General features: G+C 37.2%; 23 protein-coding genes. 9 read left to right on the top strand and 14 right to left on the bottom strand.

All coding sequences use genetic code 11. From position 1 onward, the window contains the following. Positions 1–113: 113 nt before the first annotated feature. Positions 114–1,199 carry an outer membrane protein assembly factor BamC gene (gene bamC, locus H4J75_RS11870; RefSeq protein ID WP_182215752.1) on the top strand — a complete coding sequence of 362 codons (1,086 nt, stop codon included), beginning with the start codon at positions 114–116 and terminating at the stop codon, positions 1,197–1,199. A 174-nt stretch (positions 1,200–1,373) separates the two neighbouring features. Here bamC and H4J75_RS11875 read toward each other — a convergent pair whose 3' ends face one another. The 7 genes from H4J75_RS11875 to H4J75_RS11905 form a co-directional block, all read right to left on the bottom strand. Beyond that, a complete protein-coding gene (locus H4J75_RS11875) occupies positions 1,374–1,604 on the bottom strand; it encodes a hypothetical protein (RefSeq protein ID WP_182215754.1) in 231 nt (76 codons plus the stop codon). After that, the gene (locus H4J75_RS11880; RefSeq protein ID WP_182222246.1) at positions 1,597–2,289 is read right to left on the bottom strand and encodes a M15 family metallopeptidase; all 693 of its coding nucleotides are present in this window, start codon (positions 2,287–2,289) and stop codon (positions 1,597–1,599) included. The genes H4J75_RS11875 and H4J75_RS11880 overlap by 8 nt, the downstream gene beginning before the upstream one ends. A gap of 5 nt (positions 2,290–2,294) precedes the next feature. Further along, positions 2,295–3,458, bottom strand: a complete 1,164-nt coding sequence (gene dapE / locus H4J75_RS11885; RefSeq protein WP_182222247.1) for a succinyl-diaminopimelate desuccinylase — start codon at positions 3,456–3,458, stop codon at positions 2,295–2,297. Next, on the bottom strand, positions 3,455–3,802 hold the full coding sequence (locus H4J75_RS11890; protein WP_182215759.1) for an arsenate reductase: 348 nt from the start codon (positions 3,800–3,802) through the stop codon (positions 3,455–3,457). Before H4J75_RS11890 ends, dapE begins: the two co-directional genes overlap by 4 nt. 14 nt (positions 3,803–3,816) lie before the next feature. Beyond that, entirely contained in the window at positions 3,817–4,197 is a 381-nt protein-coding gene (locus H4J75_RS11895) for an ACT domain-containing protein (RefSeq protein ID WP_182222248.1), read from the bottom strand. A gap of 546 nt (positions 4,198–4,743) precedes the next feature. Continuing rightward, positions 4,744–6,867: a phosphate acetyltransferase gene (pta, locus tag H4J75_RS11900; RefSeq protein WP_182222249.1), complete on the bottom strand. Its 2,124-nt coding sequence runs from the start codon at positions 6,865–6,867 to the stop codon at positions 4,744–4,746. 4 nt (positions 6,868–6,871) lie between these two features. Continuing rightward, a complete protein-coding gene (locus H4J75_RS11905) occupies positions 6,872–8,086 on the bottom strand; it encodes an acetate kinase (RefSeq protein ID WP_182222250.1) in 1,215 nt (404 codons plus the stop codon). Positions 8,087–8,277: 191 nt separating this feature from the next. Between H4J75_RS11905 and yfbV the strand changes: the two genes are divergently transcribed. After that, the gene (yfbV, locus tag H4J75_RS11910) at positions 8,278–8,709 is read left to right on the top strand and encodes a terminus macrodomain insulation protein YfbV (RefSeq protein WP_182222251.1); all 432 of its coding nucleotides are present in this window, start codon (positions 8,278–8,280) and stop codon (positions 8,707–8,709) included. A 23-nt stretch (positions 8,710–8,732) separates the two neighbouring features. Here yfbV and rlmA read toward each other — a convergent pair whose 3' ends face one another. Both rlmA and xthA read right to left on the bottom strand, forming a co-directional pair. Continuing rightward, positions 8,733–9,548, bottom strand: coding sequence for a 23S rRNA (guanine(745)-N(1))-methyltransferase (gene rlmA / locus H4J75_RS11915; protein WP_182222252.1), 816 nt, complete (start codon positions 9,546–9,548; stop codon positions 8,733–8,735). A 16-nt stretch (positions 9,549–9,564) separates the two neighbouring features. Further along, positions 9,565–10,371, bottom strand: coding sequence for an exodeoxyribonuclease III (gene xthA, locus H4J75_RS11920; RefSeq protein WP_182215767.1), 807 nt, complete (start codon positions 10,369–10,371; stop codon positions 9,565–9,567). A 204-nt stretch (positions 10,372–10,575) separates the two neighbouring features. Between xthA and H4J75_RS11925 the strand changes: the two genes are divergently transcribed. Next, a complete protein-coding gene (locus H4J75_RS11925) occupies positions 10,576–11,121 on the top strand; it encodes a VC2046/SO_2500 family protein (RefSeq protein WP_182222253.1) in 546 nt (181 codons plus the stop codon). Positions 11,122–11,373: 252 nt separating this feature from the next. Here the strand turns inward: H4J75_RS11925 and H4J75_RS11930 are convergent, their stop codons facing one another. Next, positions 11,374–11,883: a YchJ family protein gene (locus H4J75_RS11930; RefSeq protein WP_182222254.1), complete on the bottom strand. Its 510-nt coding sequence runs from the start codon at positions 11,881–11,883 to the stop codon at positions 11,374–11,376. A gap of 95 nt (positions 11,884–11,978) precedes the next feature. After that, positions 11,979–12,470 carry a hypothetical protein gene (locus H4J75_RS11935; RefSeq protein ID WP_182222255.1) on the bottom strand — a complete coding sequence of 164 codons (492 nt, stop codon included), beginning with the start codon at positions 12,468–12,470 and terminating at the stop codon, positions 11,979–11,981. Between the two features lie 527 nt (positions 12,471–12,997). Here H4J75_RS11935 and H4J75_RS11940 point away from each other — a divergent pair. From H4J75_RS11940 to H4J75_RS11965, 6 genes are read left to right on the top strand one after another with little or no spacing between them, the layout of a single operon-like run. Next, entirely contained in the window at positions 12,998–13,657 is a 660-nt protein-coding gene (locus H4J75_RS11940; protein WP_182215775.1) for a response regulator, read from the top strand. Further along, positions 13,657–15,072 (top strand): ATP-binding protein, encoded by a 1,416-nt coding sequence (locus tag H4J75_RS11945; protein ID WP_182222256.1) that lies wholly within the window; start codon positions 13,657–13,659, stop codon positions 15,070–15,072. Before H4J75_RS11940 ends, H4J75_RS11945 begins: the two co-directional genes overlap by 1 nt. 32 nt (positions 15,073–15,104) lie before the next feature. Next, on the top strand, positions 15,105–15,479 hold the full coding sequence (locus H4J75_RS11950) for a cupredoxin domain-containing protein (RefSeq protein ID WP_182215869.1): 375 nt from the start codon (positions 15,105–15,107) through the stop codon (positions 15,477–15,479). Continuing rightward, on the top strand, positions 15,479–16,276 hold the full coding sequence (locus tag H4J75_RS11955) for a hypothetical protein (RefSeq protein WP_182215778.1): 798 nt from the start codon (positions 15,479–15,481) through the stop codon (positions 16,274–16,276). The genes H4J75_RS11950 and H4J75_RS11955 overlap by 1 nt, the downstream gene beginning before the upstream one ends. Next, positions 16,273–16,977, top strand: a complete 705-nt coding sequence (locus tag H4J75_RS11960; RefSeq protein WP_182215780.1) for a hypothetical protein — start codon at positions 16,273–16,275, stop codon at positions 16,975–16,977. The genes H4J75_RS11955 and H4J75_RS11960 overlap by 4 nt, the downstream gene beginning before the upstream one ends. Beyond that, on the top strand, positions 16,977–17,720 hold the full coding sequence (locus H4J75_RS11965; RefSeq protein ID WP_182215782.1) for a DUF1461 domain-containing protein: 744 nt from the start codon (positions 16,977–16,979) through the stop codon (positions 17,718–17,720). The genes H4J75_RS11960 and H4J75_RS11965 overlap by 1 nt, the downstream gene beginning before the upstream one ends. A gap of 206 nt (positions 17,721–17,926) precedes the next feature. On the opposite strand, the gene H4J75_RS11970 is transcribed toward H4J75_RS11965, so the two are convergent. From H4J75_RS11970 to H4J75_RS11980, 3 genes are all read right to left on the bottom strand, one after another. After that, entirely contained in the window at positions 17,927–18,328 is a 402-nt protein-coding gene (locus H4J75_RS11970; protein WP_182215784.1) for a lysozyme inhibitor LprI family protein, read from the bottom strand. Positions 18,329–18,399: 71 nt separating this feature from the next. Beyond that, positions 18,400–18,702: a YciI family protein gene (locus H4J75_RS11975; protein WP_182215786.1), complete on the bottom strand. Its 303-nt coding sequence runs from the start codon at positions 18,700–18,702 to the stop codon at positions 18,400–18,402. Between the two features lie 42 nt (positions 18,703–18,744). Beyond that, positions 18,745–19,311: a septation protein A gene (locus H4J75_RS11980; RefSeq protein WP_182215788.1), complete on the bottom strand. Its 567-nt coding sequence runs from the start codon at positions 19,309–19,311 to the stop codon at positions 18,745–18,747. Positions 19,312–19,330: the final 19 nt, after the last annotated feature.

Genomic DNA, 19,330 nt, shown 5'->3' on the forward strand with positions numbered 1-19,330 from the left:
GTTTTCGTTGTCTACATTTAATCTACATTTAATGGTTTCAAAGTTAACTTTTATGGTCAGTTCAATATAAGAACCAACTTTTAAAGATTCAGATTGTATCCTCAGGAGTGTTAATGAATCGTCGTATATTTTATTTTTCCTTGTTAAGTCTTGCAGTAACAGGTTGTGGCAGTGTTAATAACAAAAGCGCTATGGGCGATTTTGAATACGCCAAAGTTAAAGAAGCTAAACAAATAGGTGTTCCTACAGGTTTGAATAAGCCTGAAGTTAATGCAAAGTTTTTTATCTCAGACGCCATCAATAATAAAGGGCCAATTGGCCAAGATGTTGATGTTAGAGCGCCTTCATTGGTTCTTCCTGTCGCTTCATCTTCACGTGTTGTTCCAGGTACAATGAACGCTAAGATTTGGTTTGACCAAATATTAGAAGATACCGATTTGAAAGACTTCATCACTGAAGCACTGCGTGAGCAACTCGCGAGTGATGGTGTAGAGTTAACGGCTATCGGTACTGATGATAATGTATTTGAGTCGGCTTGGTACCATGAAGAAGACGTTTCTGGTTATTGGTTATTTAAAACGGTAGATAGCAGTGAGAGCATGCGCTTTAACTATCAGTTTGAAAGTAAACCTCATGGTCGAAGTGTCGCTTTAAGTGTTAAATTAATTGATTACATGCGTACCGACAAGAACGGCGCAAGTAAAACAATGGACATCATTGACAAACAACGCGCAGAAATGGCGATGCTTAATGAGGTTGTTGCTCAGGTTGATTTTAAATATCGATTGCAGCAACGTGAAAACCGTTTAATGCGAGCTAATCAAAAATTTGTCACTATTGGTGAAAACGCTCAAGCAGAGCCAGCATATATTGCTGAAATTGATATTGAAATGCTTTGGTCAAATATGCCATTGTTTTTTACAGATTATGGCTTTGAGATAACAGATCTTAATGAAAGTAAGAAAATATACTTTGTTGATTTTGCGAAGCCTGAAAATAGCTTATGGTCAGTTATATGGGGAGATGACGTTCCTGTTATTGATCTTGACCAAGCTAAGTACCAATTTGTACTTAACGACGAACAAGGTAAAACCTCGGTAACCATCTATGATGCTGATGGTAATCCTTTACCCGTTGAAGTACTAGAACGTATTTTTCCAGTAATGGAAAGAGGCTTATCTTTTAGAGATGCTTTTTAACTTGCTTTAATCGTGCTTATTTAAAATAAAACGCCGCTAAATTTTTTAGCGGCGTTTTTTTTACAAGTCAATTATCTACAGTGTATCTTAATGGTATTTGAAATTATAAAGGTAGTTGTTCAAGTCAGTCTTTATCAAGACTTAATCTTTCTTAAAATAGACTGCTTGGCTATTTCATCGATTTAAATGGCTATTTCGCTTTTTTTCTTTTGACTCTATCGGTTCAGCTGAAACGATAGTTGGCATTTTATGGGCTTTGTTATGACTGCGCGGCAGTGTTTCTTCTAAATCATTTAAGCCTTGCTTTCGTAAAGGTGTATTAGCATTTTGTTGAACAACACTAAAATTACCAATTATTAAGGCGAAAGCTGCAATAATAATAACGATGACTAACCAATTATCCATAGTGAATACTCCCAACATTTTGAATATATTGCTGATAAATAGTTGATAGGTTCTGAAGAATCTCTTTTTTCCCCAAGATATCTGAGCTTAAAAGAACCGAATTAAGCAGGTTCTCAGTTAATAACCTTTCTCCATGTTGCGCTATTGGCCAATAAGATAAATGCCAAGGCTCTATAGCGACTCCACCGCGAAATTTATCGTAAGGAAAGTAAAAGCCAAAGCGACTAGCATGTTGAGTTAGCCATTGGTTTAATGGATAAAAAGGCCCCCCAACAGCAAACTCCCATGGTTCTAACTGTAGCTTTTCATCGTCAGCTAATAAATTTTTAGCATAGATATCGATATCGCATCCCCAATGATGTCGACTTGCCCCAGGAAGTGCCGAAAAGTATAAAATAGCCTGAACAATTTCTTGCTCTGTTATTTTATTAATATCTAGGGTTGCCCCTTGCATATCTTTAATCGCGAGCTGACCTGAAAACTTTCGGTTCCAAATAGTTAATTGTCGAGTGAAGTCTCTATAACCACTGGCAATTTTCAGTTCAAAGCCAGCCAACTTTGCTTCATCAGACATAGCTTGCCATGCAGTTAACGCTTGGCGATGAATTCCTGTCTGGTCATCTAACCAAGTAATATGGCTATTGTCGTGGCCAGTTAATTGTCTGTTAGTTAATATTTCAATCATTAAAGTTAAGCTGTGGTTGTTGGGTCAGTGAGTGCATTAACCAGTGTATGGTAATAAATATCAGTAAGTAAAATTAAATCATTACAGCTGACACTCTCGTTGACTTGATGAATAGTGGCATTGCACGGCCCAAGTTCAATCACTTGTGCACCCGTAGGGGCAATAAAACGGCCATCTGAAGTGCCACCAGATGTTGATAATTCAGCATCAATATTGGTGACTGTCTTTATAGCTTTTACGGCAGAGTCAAGCAAAGCGCCAGGTTCAGTAATAAACGGCTTACCATTAAATGTCCATTTAATTTCATAGGTTAATTGATGTTTAATAAGGACCGCATCAATTTTATCGATAATATTTTGAAAATTTAATTCGGTACTAAAACGTAAATTAAACCATGCGGTTAAATGACCAGGTACAACATTAGTTGCGCCAGTACCCGATTCGATGTTTGATAACTGAAAACTCGTTTTAGGAAAATAAGCATTACCGTTATCCCAGTGCATTTGACTAAGTTCGGCTAAAGCAGGCATAGCTAGATGGATAGGGTTTTTTACATGATCAGGGTAGGCAACATGGCCTTGTTTACCGTGAATGATTAGCTCACCAGAGATAGAACCCCGGCGACCATTTTTAACGATATCACCGACCCTATTTGAGCTGGTTGGCTCACCAACAATACAATAGTTGATTTTCTCATGACGAGCTTCAAGTGTATCGATAACACGCGTGGTGCCATTGATAAAAGGCCCTTCTTCATCACTGGTAATAAGGTAAGCTATTGAACCCTTATGGTCGGGATGATCATTTACAAAGCGTGCTGTAGCAATGAGCATTGCGGCTAAACTGCCTTTCATATCTGCAGCACCGCGCCCGTACAACATGCCATCAATAATGGTTGGCTCAAAAGGGGGAGTATGCCAAAGCGCTAAGTTACCAGCGGGAACAACATCAGTGTGACCGGCAAAGCAAAATACTGGCTCAGTTGTGCCGCGTCTCGACCATAGATTGGTCGTATCTTCGAAAACCATGGTTTCATTGTTAAATCCCAAAACGCCTAGACGCTCTGACATCATTTTTTGACAACCAAAATCTTCAGGGGTTACTGACGGGCGGGCAATTAAGTCTTTCGCTAACATGATAACGTCATGTTCTGCCTTTAATTTACTCATGATAAAAATAGTGCTTGATATACTGGCTCTTTAAAACCCACTTCAAAGGCGTTGTTATGAGCGATTAAAGGTCTTTTGAGTAAGGTCGGTTGAGCCAAAACTGCTTGGAAAATAACATCATCAGTTAAATTGCTCTTAATCGCTTCGGGTAGGTTTCTAAAAGTGGTACTACGTTTATTGAGTAAAACTTCCCAAGAGCTGTTGCTGACAAATTCATTGAGTAACTCAGGCGTTAATGGTTGTTTCTTAAAATCAAAAAAAGTGTACTCAATATCTTGTTTATCAAGCCATTTCGTTGCTTTTTTAACCGTGTCGCAATTATTTATGCCGTAAATAGTGGTCATGAACATCCCTAAAACTAAATTATTTGGTAATCGTTAGATATCAATGCAGTGGTTGCAAGAGATACATTATTTGATTTTACTAAAATATAATCAGTATCAAAAGTAGATATAGCAAAAATACTGATTTTTTCTTTGGCTAAAATTGTTGATATTTTCGATAAAATACCCGTTAGCGTAAAATCCAATGGGCCGACAACTTCAAGTGCTTGCCAGTCTTTTTCAATTTCATCACTAACAATGTGGATACTTTGAGGTAATACAATGGATGTTTCTTCATAGGTTTTTGCAATAAAAAAAATTGGCGCATCAAACACAGCTTTTGGTATTTCGATATCGCTGGCTAAACTATGAATAGCAAACGTTTCTTCAAGTAATTTGAGGGTAAGAGTGCTCATTGAACGTGACCATTAGGAAAAAGGTCACTATAGCGTTTACTGGCTAATTGTTAAAGCAAGGATAGTTATCTTAAAGAGATTAAGTATCGTCAATGCCTTGCTTTAGCAATGAACAGCAGATATTAATAAGATAAAGCAAGTTTACTTGATCTTGTCTCGCGACTCCCCATCGCTTGATAATAGATAAATAATATGATGTTTATTTAGATTTTATTGTATTTTATGGCAATAATAACTTGTTATTTATAAAAACAGCATCAAACGTGGAAAAGTTAATGTATTCTTGCTGGTTAACCTGTTAAATCCTCATCAATAGTTATTAATGATATCCACAAAAGCTGTGGGTATCATTGTGGGTAACTATTGCTTTAATGGTTATCTTTATGTTTTTAAAGGTTAATTTTAGCTGGTTGTTTTTTGTCTAGTGGGTAAAAATTGATTGAATTATAAATAGTTATTAAAATAGTCAACTGTATATAAAAGCAGTCTCAAGCCAATAAAAATATAAGCTAAAAGGTTAATAAACTAACCTTTTAGCTGAGTAAACTATACTTTTGCTTGAATGGCTGTTAAGGCAATTGTATAGACGATATCATCGACTAAAGCACCACGGGAAAGGTCGTTAACCGGTTTTCGCATGCCTTGTAACATTGGCCCAATACTGACTAAGTGTGCAGAACGTTGTACCGCTTTGTAGGTGGTATTACCGGTATTTAAATCAGGAAAAATGAAGACATTGGCTTTACCCGCAACAGGGCTGTTAGGCGCTTTTTTCTTGGCAACATTTTCCATAATGGCGGCATCATATTGCAGCGGTCCATCGATGATCAAATCAGGTCGCTTTGCTTGCGCGAGTTTGGTTGCTTTTGCTACTTTTTCTACATCGGCACCAACCCCCGAACTGCCCGTGCTGTAACTTATCATGGCTACCTTAGGGTCAATGCCAAACTTTATTGCTGAGTCGGCTGATTGTATCGCTATTTCAGAGAGTTGTTCCGCAGTTGGCTCAGGGTTTATTGCACAATCACCATATACTAGAACTTGCTCAGGTAATAACATAAAGAAAACAGATGAAACTAATGAACTTCCTTCAGCCGTTTTAATTAATTGCAGGGCAGGGCGAATCGTATTTGCAGTGGTATTAATAGCTCCAGAGACTAAACCGTCCACTTCACCGAGTTGCAACATCATTGTTGCTAAGACCACGTTGTCTTGTAGTTCTTGTTTTGCGACCACTTCGGTTAATCCTTTATGTTTTCTCAACTCCACTAAAGGAGCAATGTAGTGGTCTCGAATTAAGTTGGGGTCGGTAATTAATAGTCCTTCTGGTAATTGAATACCTTGTTGCTCTGCAATCAATAAAATACTTTCTTTATCGCCCAGTAACTGACAACGAGCAATGCCACGTTCAACACATATTGCAGCAGCCTTTATGGTTCTGATATCTGTGCCTTCTGGCAAAACAATGAGTTTATTTGCACTACGAGCAAGTTCTGTGAGCTTATGCCTAAATGCTGGTGGAGACATTTGGCTACTTTGTGCTACATTTTCAGACAGTTGCTGTAACCAATTCGCAGACAAGTTATCAGCGATATATTCTCTTACTTTTTCATGACGTTGAATATCATCTGCAGGGGTTTCTGGGTTGTAGTTCATTAAATGACGAGACGTTTGCCAAGTATCCCAAGGCACAGAAAGCACCGGTAGGCCAGCGTCTAAAGCTTGTTGACAAAGTGTCATCACTTGTTCGTTGGGTTTATAGCCGTTAGTCAATAATAATGCGCCCACTTTTGTACCATTTAAAGCCGATAAACAGGTGGCGATAATAATGTCGGTTCTGTCTCCAGGAGTAACAATTAATCGACTTGGTTGTAAATGGCTCATTAAATTGCCAACGCTGCGTGCACAAAAACTAATACTGCGGATACGGCGATGCGACATATCACCTGCATTTAACACTTCAGCATTGAGATAATTGCAAATATCCATGACCCGTGGCGCGATTAAGTCCATTTCCCATAAGACAGTACCTAACAAGTCAAAATGACGATTTTTAAATATCGATAAATTAATTAGCGTAGCAAGATCGAACTCACTATTAAAATCACTTTCACGAGGCAGTAATCCATACTCATCTTTGTCGGGACTATTAATCTTATTAATAATACAACCAATAAGGCGTTTGTTTTTTATTCCGCCAAAAGTTTCCGCACTAACTTCTAAACGGTCCTCAAACTCTTCAGCGCTATCGTTATCGGGCGCTGCCACCAAGACAATATCTGCTGACAGGGCTTGAGCAACATCTCGGTTGATTCTGCCCGCGTAAGGTTGGCGTGTCGTTGGTATCAGTCCTTCAATAATCACCACATCATGTTGTTTTTCAAATTGATTAAAATCTCCAACAATCTTTTCTAAAACAATATTATGCTTGCCATCGCCCATTTGTTGTTCAACATAAGCTAATGATACCGAAGTCCCTAAATTTGGAGTATTGAGCTTACTTTGAACCGTATTATTTTTGTGAGCTAATAAACGACGAGCGGGTTGACTTATTGGTTTAAAATGGCCGACATTTATACCTTTTTGCTGACACGCATGAAGTAAGCCTTGCACAACACTGCTAAGTCCAACGCCAAAACCTACTGGGATCAACATGATTCTATGTGACATGACTTTATTCCTTAGTTGAGCTGTTATTAAATAAAAGTTGTGATGTTTGCTCGGCAATAACCCACTCTTCATTTGTTGGAATGACTAAAATAGGACGAGAGTTTTCTGTACCGATATTACCTGCCTTGCCAAAGCAGCAGGCATTATTCTTATCCGTTGCAACAAAGAAATTAAGTAGGCTCAATTGATCAATAATATTGGCTCTAATTAGCGTCGAATTTTCGCCAATACCGCCGGTAAATATTAAGGCATCGATTGATGTTAAGCTGGCAGTAAAAGAAGCAACGGACTTTGCAACACGGTAGCAAAATATATCTAATGCTAACTTTGCTCGTGGATTTTTATCCTTTAACCAAGCTTCTTCTATTTCACGACAATCGTTGCTTAACCCCGAAACCCCTAATAGGCCGCTTTCTTTATGTAACAAATGGCTCACTTGCGCTGTGGTATAGCCGAGTTGATTGATTAGGTGAAAAATAATACCCGCATCAACATCGCCGCTGCGTGTGCCCATCATCACTCCTTCGAGCGGTGTTAAACCTAAGCTAGTATCTACACTCTTACCATTTTTAATCGCAGTAACACTGCAACCATTGCCTAAGTGAGCACTGATAAAATTACTTTCATTAATGGATTTATCGAGTGTTTTAGCCGCTTGTTGTGCAACAAAATAATGGCTTGTACCATGAAAACCATAGCGTCGAATACCATGCTCTTGATAGAGAGCGTAGGGGATACCATAAATGTAAGCTTTTTCTGGCATCGTTTGGTGAAAAGCTGTGTCAAAAACGGCAACTTGCGGCACATCAGTAAAAACCGTTTCCGCGGCGTTAATACCCATCAAATTTGCTGGGTTGTGTAATGGGGCAAGCTGAGACAAGTTACTGATGGTGTTTTTTACTTCATCAGTAATTAACGTTGGCATACAATAGTGTTCACCACCATGGACAACGCGGTGGCCTATGGCACATATTTGTAAATTTAATTGTTGTGAAACTAAGCTGTCAACTAAAGCCATTATCGCTGTTCGATGATCAAATGGATGAGGTATAGCCGTGTGCTTTTTTTGTCCCTTAACGTTAATCTTGATGCTTGCTTGTTCGGACAATAAGCGCTCAGCGAGTCCTGATAGTAATGTTTCGCCGTTTTCTGGTTTAATTAAAGAAAATTTTAAGGATGAACTACCGCAATTTAACACTAAAATTAGATTTTTTTTCATGGTTTTATTTAATGCTCATTTATTAGGTGGTTAATTGTTTTATTACAATACGTTAATTGGAATGATTATAGACCAAATATAGCGTTAAAATATTGATATGAACTAAGGAAGTTAACTTTAGGGAGACTTCATTAAAACTAGTTACAACTTTGTGCTATCTTTTAAATAACAGTTGTTATAGTGTGTCGTTTATGAATATGAGTGCAGTAGAACTAATTAAGCTAGGTCGAGAATATATGCGACTTTGGCCGCAGCGAGCAGAGTTAGGCAATTATTTTGCCGAGTATCAAGCTGTTCAAATTTGCCGTTTGGCTTTTCGCTATTTACCGGGTATTGCGTTGTTTTCTTTTATTATGCAACTTTACCTAGGATCGATAACATTATTACCACAAGCGTTAGTTTATAGCTTATTTATTTTAAGTATTCCGCTACAGGCATTGTTAATGCTTGGCGTTAAAGCCGATAAGTTTTTGCCGCTGGCACTCGCCTCTTGGTACAAAGAAAGTGTTGCTAGAGTCAACGAAGCGGGTGGTTCGATAAAGTTATCACTGCACAAGCCACGTTTTATTGATTTAGCAAAACTACTTAACATCAGTCATCAGTCACAAAATTCTAAACTCTAACCGCTTAACAATTGAGTTAAACGTTAATTGACCGTGTTTTTATAAAGCCGTATCAAAAAATCAGCTTGGCAAGTGAAACTATTTCTTGTTCTTAAATCGTTAAGTAAGGTTTCAGTCGTTTTAAAGGCAAAAGGGGTCATTGCTAATAAGTTAATAATATCTTCACCTTCAGCAAATCTCATCTCATAGTTCACTTCTTTTTGTGCAATCAATGTTAAATTTTCAATAGGACTTTTAGTCATATCATGTTGTTGCGCTGTTCGGTATATTAATGCTTTTAGTTCAATTAAATGATTTTTTGCCGGCGTTACTGTGACTAAATAGCCATTATTAGCTAATACCCGAGTGAATTCTTCTTCAAGAATTGGTGCGTAAATAGAGTTGATCCAAGAAAAGTAGTTTTCACTAAAAGGTAACTGCGACAAGGTGGCAACACTAAATTGACAATCTTTATATTTTTTAGCGGCATTTTTAACCGCATTTTTTGCAATGTCAATACCATAAACACGGTTGGTAGGCCTTACATACTGTTGAGTATAAAAACCTTCACCACAGCCAGCATCAAATACCGGCTTTGTTAAATCACCATATTGTTGATATAGAGATTGTAATTCATCAGCGAGCGGTTGATAAAAGCCTTTATCTAGAAATTGACGACGTGCGTTAACCATGGCTTTGTTATCACCAGGGTCCTTTGAATGTTTATGTTGAACGGGCAATAAGTTTACATAACCTTCTTTTGCTTCATCAAAGCTATGGTTGTTCTGACAACGATAGCTTTGGTTAGCTAACACTAATGATTTTTTACAAATGGGGCAAACGTATTGAGCAAGGAACATAGTATTTACTCAACAGCTACTTAAAAGTAGACCAAATCGGCGCGTGATCTGAAGGTTTTTCAATAGCACGTAGTTCGTAATCAATATCGGCTTCGATACACGTTGCCGCCATCTTGTGCGTTGCCAAAACCACATCGATGCGTAAACCACGATTATCAACAAAACCTTTAGAACGATAGTCAAACCAAGAATAACGTTCCGCTTTTGTTGGATGCAATTCTCTAAACGTATCTTTAAATCCCCAAGCCATTAAAGTTGCAAGCCATTCTCTTTCTTCTGGTTGAAAACTACACTTACCAGTCTTTAACCAACGCTTTTGGTTAGGCTCACCAATACCAATATCTAAATCAGCAGGTGAAATATTAATATCGCCGATAATGACTACGTGCTCATCTGGGGTATGGTTATCATTTAAATAGGTCATCAAGTCTTTATAAAATTGACGCTTATAGGGATATTTTGTTTCATGAGCGATGTTATCGCCTTGCGGGAAATAACCGTTTAATACCGTTACTTTTTCACCTTGTTCATTGGTGGTCTCAATCATCACCATACGTTTTTGAGACTCTTCAGTATCGCTAGCAAAGCCCATTTTAACAATATTGGCTGCTTTTTTACATAACATAGCCACACCATAATGTGCTTTTTGACCATGAAAATAAACGTGATAACCCATAGCTTCAACAGCTTCAACGGGAAAAGCATCATTATGAACTTTGATTTCTTGTAAGCCAATAATATCAGGCTGGTGCTTATCAATGATGGCTTGAAGTTGGTGTAAACGCGCACGAAGGCCGTTAATGTTAAAGCTAATGATTTTCATAAAAGACTCGATATTGATTTTTTCCACATGCTACCAGAAGTTATCAGAGAAGGTTATTATTAATTGCTAGTGAAGTGAATTAGGTACTTATTAACATCAACTTTTTAATAGACAGGTAAATGTGTAAATAAATAGAAATTAAACTCAACTAAATTAAAGGATTGCCGATATAAGCTTTAGAGAAAATAATAAAGTTGAAGTACATTGCTTACAGAGTCAGTTGACAGTCAAATTCTGGTACACGAATTACAATTAGGTGAACAACTTAATGTAAGTGTGCACAGCGCTCGACGAGCTGACTTTTCACTCTTATTGGCAATGCTAAGTGATGACGTACCTAGCCATAGTCAATTTTCTTTGCCAAAAACTGTCGTTGACACTAAAACGACTAATGATGCAAGCTTACGTAAAGAGTTTGACCTTCCTGATAAAGCACCTTTATCTCTGAATGAAAATCACAGCACAGCAATATTTGATCAAGCAGAACTTATTCAGCAGAATAACCTAGCAGAATTACGTTTATCAAATGCTTTGTTGCCTAAACCGCTTGCTTTTCGAGATGATAAAAAGCATATCAGACAAGAAGTATTAAATAATACCTCGCTGTACTGCCAGAAAAAATTTAATCATACAAAGAATAATACGCCGCAAGACACCGACAGTTCAAGATTATCATTCGATACTAAAGGTTGGCTTAACGCCGTGCATAACACTATCGTTAAAGCGCCGTTACTTGATGCTATAGCATAAGGTTATTGCATTAGCATGCCAATAAAATCGTGCGTTTGTGTTAACGTTATTTGTGATTAACTTTTTCAGTTTACTGGCGACAGCATTGTCTAAATTTTTATTGCTATGACAAAAGCATCGCTGGTTTCTTTTGCAGGAGACTTGATTGTTAATTGTTGAGTTTACTTGCTACAGCATTGTCTAAATTTTTATTGCTATGACAAAAGCATCGCTGGTTTCTTTTGGGAAGAACTTGATTGTTAATTGTTGAATTTACCGGCCACAGCATTGTTTAAATTTTTTATTACTATCGCAAAAGCAAGCTTGGTTTCTTTTTGGTGCTATCAGCGCTTCATTGTTACTGACTTCACCATCTAAATATCGCCATTGCCCCTTTTCAACAACAAAGCGTGATGTTTCCTTCATCAGAAAATACTCACCTTGATGTTGGTAATAAGCCGAAAAGCAAACCGTCGGTAAGTGTTGCTCTTTATTGTCAGCGTTTACAGCATTTTGATCATTAAGCTCGGTATAATCACTGGCAGCATTAATGGTTAGTTTTAACCATTTGGTTTCTTTGGCCCATGCTGATATATCAGCGATTGATTGTAAAGCTCTGCTAGCTTGAGCATAAGTCTGATAAATATAATCAGCAGCCTCTGTTGCATAGGCGCTATAGCGAGAACGCATCAATTGCTCTGGTGATTGTGCACAGGTCTCTTGATTTATTAATAAGCAGCAGCATTGCTGAAAACTAATATTTGAACCACATGGGCATTGCATAAAGTCGACATTATTTTAGAAAAGTAGTTGATCTATTTTAGCAGAGCAAAATTTTATTTTCTGTTTTAATAACGGCAAAATCGCTTCAAACTCAATTAATGTAACAATAAAGAAGAATCCGAAAGAGTGACGTAATTTTTTAGTCGTTGCTGGTTTAAACGTTTTTGAGTTTGCTTGGTTAAAATAATGCATTGAGTTTGTCCTTTTTCTGCGAATTGAGTGAGTTGGCTTAATTGTGATTTATCTAAGGTGGCATTACACAAAATAACAGCCGAACAGTGACCTTTTTCTAAAGCATCTTTAATGGTATTTAGTGAGATATTACGTTGATGAAGATTAACTTTTAAGATTCTTTTAGGGTCTATTTTTCCTTGATCAGACAATTGCTGAAGCGGCTTCTCTTCAGGGTTTATCATCAGGATCCATTTGTTATCTAAATCATGATTTTTGAAGATTTCAGTATACTGCTGAGATAGTTCTATGGCATTAGCAATACTTCTAACATCACACCATTTGTGTTTTTTGATAGCCATAGTTGTAGTTTTTAACGCTAAGGTGTTGGTATTAATGTGATTTATTGAATTCATTTTTAAAACCTCGATATACTGTATGTATGTACAGTATATCGTTTTTGGTGTTTATTCAAGCACTTTTTATGATTAATATTAATTGATCCTACTGAAGGATCTAATGTAATAAACGCCAGTAAATGAGGGGAATAGCACCAACAGTATTGAAGATACCACTAGTATTTGTTGGCCCAATGCTATGCTAGGGGATTTTAGCGATAAACAATTGTTAGCTCTTAAGCTTTCCTTAATAAAAGTTTGTTATTTTCATTCACTGAATATTTAAGGTAAATATCCCCCTATGAATAAACAGGTCATTTGATGAATAACCGCTATTAACGTTCATTTTTTTATGGCGAATATTTCTGTAATAACCGACAATAACTTTGAGATAAAACACCTTGAGTCGTTCATACCTATGGCATTGTTAAGTCTTATCTTCACTGTTGATGGTTTTCGACCGTCAAGTATTAATAACCGGCCTTGGAAAAGGCTAGATAATATAAAAACCGTTAATAGTCATTTTAAATTGTTATAGGAAAAATATGCGCATATTGTTAGTTGAAGACGATATCCCCCTGGCTTTGGGATTGCAGCAGTCACTTCGTCATGAAGGCTTTGTTGTTAACCATGTTGATAATGGTAAAACGGCAATTTCAGCATTGTCTGTGTCAGATCAAGACTTAGTTATTCTTGATCTGGGTTTACCTGATATTGACGGATTGGAAGTGCTAAAGCGTACTCGTGATCGTAAGCTAGGTATTCCTGTTATTATTTTAACCGCAAGAGACGCGCTTGAAGATAAAGTTAAAGGCTTAGATTTTGGTGCAGATGATTACCTGGTAAAGCCTTTTGAAATTAGCGAATTGTTAGCACGCCTTCGCGTGATTGAACGGCGTTTAGGCACGGCAAAGTCGGCATTGATTATTTGCTCAGACGTGGCAATTGATACCGCAGCACATAAAATCCTTATTAAAGATGAAGAATTAAAAACGTCAAAAAAAGAGTACATGGTATTAAAAGCATTGATGGAAAATGCCGGTCGAATCCAATCTCGGGAACAAATTGAATCGCGTTTATATGAATGGGGAGAAGAAGTGGCCAGTAATGCTGTTGAGGTACATATACACAACTTAAGAAAAAAATTGCCAGAACAATTTATAAAAACAGTCAGAGGCGTTGGTTATACGGTTAATAAAACCTAATGTCGATTCGTCGCTACTTAGTCCTTATTTTACTATCCATCATCACTTTGATGACATTTTTTGCTGCCATACAGGGCTATAAAGCCAGTATGGAACAAGCAACTAGCTTATTTGATGAGCAATTAGTTATCGTCGGTAAAACCTTGTTAGCGACCTCTGCGACTCTTTCTGACAAGGGTGCCGAAAATCGATTAAGTGCAGCAACAGTGGTCCCTTCTAACCATATTGCTTATCAAGTCTTTAGCAATAATACTTTATTACTACGCACAGATAATGCTCCTGAACAGTCAATTACTGAGTTACCTGCAGGGTTTACGGACCTTAATTTTATTGGACAGCGTTGGCGAGTATATATAGAAACATCAACAAACGAACAGGCGCAAAGAAGTCAATTAAGAGTGCTGGTTGCCCAACCGCTTGAACAAAGATTTTCACTGGCTGAACAAGTTATATTATCTGCTGTGACTCCTATTATTTTAGTTATCCCTTTGATTGCCTTGTTTATTTTTATGGCGATTCGTCAAGGCTTAAAGCCGTTAACTGTTTTGCGCCGAGAATTGTCAGAAAAGAAAATTAATGACTTATCAAAGCTTTCTAGTGAGACATCAACAAAAGAACTACAACCGGTTATTCAGACACTAAATCTGTTATTTGAACGCTTGTCGGCAGCTTTTTCAAGGGAACGTTATTTTGCTTCTGACGCCGCTCATGAATTAAGAACGCCGTTAAGTGTGCTCAAAATTAATGTTCACAATTTACAAATAACCCAAAGTGAAAACCTTGACAGCACCGGGCAGGCTTCGTTAATGCAATTAGGTCAAAGTGTTGACCGAATGGCTCATGTTGTCGATCAAATATTAACGTTAAATCGTACTAATCCTGATCAACTCACCATGGCAGTCACTAAGCTTGAATTACAAGGATTGTTGCAACAAGTGATCAGCGACTTATACCCTGAAATATTGCAGCATCAGCATGATATTTCGTTAGAAAGTGAAGCCCAAATTATTTATGCTAATGAATTTGCTTTATTGACCTTAGTGAAAAATTTAATTGGTAATGCCTGTAAATATACTCCTAAAGGCGGGCATATTTTGGTAAAAACGTTGATTGATGAAGACAGTTTCACCCTGATTGTTGAAGATTCTGGCCCCGGTATTGACTCCAGCGAATACCAGCGAGTTTTCGATCGTTTTTATCGTGTGGGTGGAGATAGCCATCACTCTACTGTGGTAGGATGTGGCTTAGGTTTAGCGATTGTTCAGCATATTGTTAAATTACATCATGCGAGTATTATTTTAGCAAAATCGACGAAATTAGGTGGCCTTAGCGTGTCAGTAAGGTTTCCACAAAAGACTCAAGCGATTGACTTACATTTACATCAGTTTGAACAAGAATGGGAGGACAATAAGTGAAAGCACCTGCTATTTTTATAAAAAAAACCAGCATTATTAGCCTCTTTATCTCTTTAATCTTTAGCCCAAGTGTCTGGGCTGAACGAGCTGAGTATGTCGTAGAATTGAAAGATCATTTGTTTTTTCCTGCGGTTATAAAAATTCCACCAAACAAAAAAGTTAAACTTGTTATTTATAATCGAGATACAACCCCTGAAGAGTTTGACAGTTTTGACTTAAATCGAGAAAAGGTTATTTTCCCCCATAAAAGAGCGGTGATTTTTATTGGTCCATTACCCGAAGGAAAATATAACTTTTTTGGTGAGTTTAATCCTAATAGTGCCAAAGGGACCATTATCGTTACCCCGTTGCCTGAGCGTAAAAAAGCAAGTAAAGCTACTGTTCAAAACATAACAGGAGGTGCTTAATGTTAATTAATACCGTGCTTTTGTTTTTGAGTAACAGTTTAGTTATTTTTATGGTGTTAGCCTTGTTGTTATCGATTAAAAATAAGTTTCAACTCTGTGGTCTTACCCTTATAAGTGGTGCGCTATTGGGTATTTTGTTTATGTTACTACTTTGGATTTATATCGATGTGATCAGCCAAATGTTTGATGATACCGGGCTTGAATGGTTCTATGCGAGTATACATGTTCTTGTATATATTCTAATTTTACATTTTATTCATCGCTCCCATATCAGCGTTAGTACCGCCAATAACAGTCAGCTATCTTGGTATGCTGGCGCAATACTCGCGTTAGTTATTATGCTACAGGGTACTAACTTCCTCATTTACTTTATTGGATATTGGTCGCAAACCGATATGGTTAATTCACTTTTTATTGGCGTTGTTTTAGGAACAGGAATTTGTATTAGTATCAGTATACTATTGTACTTTTTTTGCTTGTTTCTCAATGAGCGTTTGTATGGTCGAAGCACCGAAATTATTTTTGTTTTCTTTGCTTGTGGTTTATTTAATAAAACCAGCGATTTATTACTACAAATTGATTTTTTACCCAGTAGTCGTATGATTTTTGATGTTAATTTTATTGTTAGAGAAAAGTCTGAATTAGGACATTTTTTGAAAGCTTTATTTGGTTACGATGCAAGCCCAACCCTATTACAAATTGGACTTTATCTTTGCGCTTTATTTATCGCACTTTATTGGTGTCAGTTTCCCCAAAAACTTTGGCGGATCCCTCGCTTTAAGCAGGTTGTATCATGAAAAAAATATTTTATGTTTTAACGTTACTCTTGTACAACCTTTACAGCGTTATTGCTTTTGCTGATGGGGTAGTGGTGGATAAAGTGTATCATCCGTACGTGTTACCCAATGAAAAAGAAGTTGAATGGCGGTTACTGTCTCACCAAACGGAAAAGACCAATGACTTAGCGCAGCGCTTTGCCTACGGGCAGTCTGTACTTGACAACCTGATGGTAGAGTTTTATATCGTTGGCGAACGCGATATTGATGGAAATTTTGGTTTATCTGCTTACGAAATAGAAACCCGTTGGATGCTAACGGAGCAAGGTCAGTATTGGGCGGATTGGGGCATGCTTTTTGAATTTGAAAAAGAACATAATAAAGACAGTTGGGAAGTGACTTCAGGCTTGCTGTTTGAGAAAGAAATAGGGCGGACCAGTTTAAGTATTAATGCATTTTTGATTTACGAGTGGGGAAATGACATTAAAAATGAAATAGAAATGGAGTTTCGCGCTCAGTATCGTTATCGCTGGCTACCGCAATTTCAACCCGCAATTGAGTTATATTCAGGTGAAGATTATGTCGGTATTGGTCCAGCTTTCATGGGAATTCAACGCTTTGACCGACAAAAGCAGTTGAAATGGGAACTCGCCTTTATCACTGGACTGAATGGCGAAAGCAAAGATCATATTTTGCGCGCGGCTATTGAGTTTGAATTTTAATGAACCGCATTTTACCACTAAATAGACGCCACTCAGCGACCTTCTTATGGCTATGTTGTTGTTGTTTCTTATTGCTTTTTTCGCTGGGGCTAAGTTGGCAAGTCAATAAAAGTGTTAATTTTTTTTATAAGTTTTGGTACTCACCATTAAATATTGAACAAACGATAAAAACTTATGCACCACAGAATACACAAGGTAAACAGGACTTTGCCCAGACAAGTCGTGAGCAACATTTACAAAGCTTTAACGAAATAGTTGATGAAATTCATAATAACGGCGAGGGTCTGGCAAGGTTAAGTTATCTCAATAACGATAACCAGCGTCGCGCTTTACTGACCAAACCTGAGGTCGTACATTTACAAGATGTCAGTGTTTTAATTAACCAATTACGTACAATATCAGTGATTAATGTCTTATTACTACTGATTACGATTGCTGGTGTATCTCGTTTCAAACAGCCAAAGCCAGCTAAAAAAGAGCGCTATATGGCGGTAATTATTCCCACTTTTTTATTTATAGCTGTGTTTTCACTGTTTGGTTTTACCGATGTCTTTTACTATCTGCATACGGTGGTCTTTCCTGATAATCATCAATGGTTTTTTTATTATCAAGAGTCATTAATGAGTAGCCTAATGAAAGCACCCGACTTATTTGCTGCAATAGCATTGTCGCTCAGTGTTATCGCAGCGGGGATTTATATGTTAATTTATCGATTATTAATGACAAAAATCTTTAGCAGCTAATCGTGTTCGTCGGTGCGTTGACAGGTTATATATGGAATAAATGATGATGAGCATTGAAGTGAATTGTTTGAAAGTCAGTAACTAAAAGCAAGTTTTGGCGAGCATAAAATCATCAATGTTCAGACGATTACCGCTGGTGGTAAGGCGGGTTATATTTCAGCCAAGCAACTGTTTATATAACAGTGTACTGGGCTGAAATAGTAGTACTAGGGGTTAATTGATTCTAATTCTTTAATACGGCTTTGACTCACTAAAATATAACACTTCTTGTAGGCAGAAGCCGCACCCGTTCCCGGTGAAATAGCAAGGTACTGCCATCGACAGTCATTTTCTCTAAAGGTAATAAAATTACGTTGTGAGCGTTTAAACATGTTTAATGCCGCTTTTCTTCCGGTTACAGAGGCAAACTCTTCAAGGATGAACACTTGATTGTTTATCCATGTTTGTAACTCTCTATCTACCGCTTGTTTAACTATGTCTAGACAGCCTGATAAGCCTGAGGTTGTTTTTTGGGTCAGCTCACATTCATCAATAGACTTTTTTGCGTAGCTAACATTGGATAAAAAACAAAGGGCTAAGGTTAAACAATAGAAAGAAGTTTTGCTCATGATACTTTTCATTATATTTATAAGTTTATAGTTAATCATCGGATCATAGGTAAAGTAATAATAGCTCAACTTTATGCGGGTAGTACTTTTTTATAAGGTTTTACGGTCACTTTTTTATAAACACCCGCGCCAATATAAGGGTCTTTATCTGCCCATACTTGGGCTTGCGTTAAACTATCAAATTCAGCAACGATAAGCGAACCTGTAAAGCCTGCATCACCAGGGTTTTCATTATCGATTGCGGGACAAGGACCTGCCATTAATAATCGCCCTTGGTCTTGTAATTCTCGTAAACGTGCTAAATGTTGCTCACGTACTGACATTCTTAAAGCTAAACTATTTTCTACGTCTTCTGAATAAATAAGATAAAACATGTCGTTTCCATAAAGTTTGAGGATTATATATAGGTTAAGTGATTACTTTTTTTCTTCAATTGGTCTGTCACTTTCTTCATCATCATCGGGTAAATGTTTTGATAATAATAAAATTGAGGCGATTGAAAAAACAAACATTAAGCCGGTTAAACCGAATACTTTAAAGTTGACCCAAGTGTCTTGGTCAAAATTAAAAGCGACGTATAAATTTAATATCGCGCAAAATGTGAAAAAGAGCGCCCAAGCTAAGTTTAATTTACGCCAAATATTCTCAGGTAAAGTTAATGACTCATCGAGGAAGTCTTTGATGATGTTTTTATTAAAAATCTTATCACTGACCATAAGTGCGATTGCAAACAATAAATTGATGATGGTGACTTTCCATTTGAGAAAAGTATCGTCATGTAAAAATATTGTTAGCCCACCAAACACCGCAATAAGGACAAAAAATATTAAGGTACGTTTAGGGATGGGTTCTTTTTTGTAAAGATAGTAAATTATTTGCGCGGCGCCAAGGATAATTAAAGCGCCAGTTGCCCAATATATATCAACAAATTTATAAACAATAAAAAAAACAACGAGGGGGAGATATTCAAACAGAGCGTGCATAGTATTAAATCTCCAACCA

The organism is Colwellia sp. BRX10-1 (assembly GCF_014077545.1).
Taxonomy (GTDB): domain Bacteria; phylum Pseudomonadota; class Gammaproteobacteria; order Enterobacterales; family Alteromonadaceae; genus Colwellia_A.

Excerpts from the sequence above, each read along its gene's own strand:
- bamC (WP_182215752.1), top strand. The coding sequence starts at position 114 with ATGAATCGTCGTATATTTTATTTTTCCTTGTTAAGTCTTGCAGTAACA.
- H4J75_RS11875 (WP_182215754.1), bottom strand. The coding sequence starts at position 1,604 with ATGGATAATTGGTTAGTCATCGTTATTATTATTGCAGCTTTCGCCTTA.
- H4J75_RS11880 (WP_182222246.1), bottom strand. The coding sequence starts at position 2,289 with ATGATTGAAATATTAACTAACAGACAATTAACTGGCCACGACAATAGC.
- dapE (WP_182222247.1), bottom strand. The coding sequence starts at position 3,458 with ATGAGTAAATTAAAGGCAGAACATGACGTTATCATGTTAGCGAAAGAC.
- H4J75_RS11890 (WP_182215759.1), bottom strand. The coding sequence starts at position 3,802 with ATGACCACTATTTACGGCATAAATAATTGCGACACGGTTAAAAAAGCA.
- H4J75_RS11895 (WP_182222248.1), bottom strand. The coding sequence starts at position 4,197 with ATGAGCACTCTTACCCTCAAATTACTTGAAGAAACGTTTGCTATTCAT.
- pta (WP_182222249.1), bottom strand. The coding sequence starts at position 6,867 with ATGTCACATAGAATCATGTTGATCCCAGTAGGTTTTGGCGTTGGACTT.
- H4J75_RS11905 (WP_182222250.1), bottom strand. The coding sequence starts at position 8,086 with ATGAAAAAAAATCTAATTTTAGTGTTAAATTGCGGTAGTTCATCCTTA.
- yfbV (WP_182222251.1), top strand. The coding sequence starts at position 8,278 with ATGAATATGAGTGCAGTAGAACTAATTAAGCTAGGTCGAGAATATATG.
- rlmA (WP_182222252.1), bottom strand. The coding sequence starts at position 9,548 with ATGTTCCTTGCTCAATACGTTTGCCCCATTTGTAAAAAATCATTAGTG.
- xthA (WP_182215767.1), bottom strand. The coding sequence starts at position 10,371 with ATGAAAATCATTAGCTTTAACATTAACGGCCTTCGTGCGCGTTTACAC.
- H4J75_RS11930 (WP_182222254.1), bottom strand. The coding sequence starts at position 11,883 with ATGCAATGCCCATGTGGTTCAAATATTAGTTTTCAGCAATGCTGCTGC.
- H4J75_RS11935 (WP_182222255.1), bottom strand. The coding sequence starts at position 12,470 with ATGAATTCAATAAATCACATTAATACCAACACCTTAGCGTTAAAAACT.
- H4J75_RS11940 (WP_182215775.1), top strand. The coding sequence starts at position 12,998 with ATGCGCATATTGTTAGTTGAAGACGATATCCCCCTGGCTTTGGGATTG.
- H4J75_RS11945 (WP_182222256.1), top strand. The coding sequence starts at position 13,657 with ATGTCGATTCGTCGCTACTTAGTCCTTATTTTACTATCCATCATCACT.
- H4J75_RS11955 (WP_182215778.1), top strand. The coding sequence starts at position 15,479 with ATGTTAATTAATACCGTGCTTTTGTTTTTGAGTAACAGTTTAGTTATT.
- H4J75_RS11960 (WP_182215780.1), top strand. The coding sequence starts at position 16,273 with ATGAAAAAAATATTTTATGTTTTAACGTTACTCTTGTACAACCTTTAC.
- H4J75_RS11965 (WP_182215782.1), top strand. The coding sequence starts at position 16,977 with ATGAACCGCATTTTACCACTAAATAGACGCCACTCAGCGACCTTCTTA.
- H4J75_RS11970 (WP_182215784.1), bottom strand. The coding sequence starts at position 18,328 with ATGAGCAAAACTTCTTTCTATTGTTTAACCTTAGCCCTTTGTTTTTTA.
- H4J75_RS11975 (WP_182215786.1), bottom strand. The coding sequence starts at position 18,702 with ATGTTTTATCTTATTTATTCAGAAGACGTAGAAAATAGTTTAGCTTTA.
- H4J75_RS11980 (WP_182215788.1), bottom strand. The coding sequence starts at position 19,311 with ATGCACGCTCTGTTTGAATATCTCCCCCTCGTTGTTTTTTTTATTGTT.